The following is a 301-nucleotide window of genomic DNA, read 5'->3' on the forward strand; positions in this document are numbered from 1 at the left end:
CTTTCCCTCACGGTACTGGTTCACTATCGGTCGATTACGAGTATTTAGCCTTGGAGGATGGTCCCCCCATGTTCAGACAGGATTTCTCGTGTCCCGCCCTACTTGTCGTACGCTTAGTACCACCGCTTGGATTTCATGTACGGGGCTATCACCCGCTATGGCCAGAGTTTCCAATCTGTTCCATTATCCAAACGACTATCACGTACAGGCTCTTCCCATTTCGCTCGCCACTACTTTGGGAATCTCGGTTGATTTCTTTTCCTGCAGCTACTTAGATGTTTCAGTTCGCCGCGTTCGCTTC

Annotated in this window: 1 rRNA gene; it reads right to left on the minus strand. The window is 50.2% G+C overall.

Annotated features, from left to right (window positions below):
• Positions 1-301 (minus strand): 23S ribosomal RNA (locus GM658_RS28685); the annotation flags it as partial.

It is taken from the genome of Massilia eburnea (genome assembly GCF_009720745.1).
Taxonomy (GTDB): Bacteria; Pseudomonadota; Gammaproteobacteria; order Burkholderiales; family Burkholderiaceae_D; genus Rugamonas; species Rugamonas eburnea.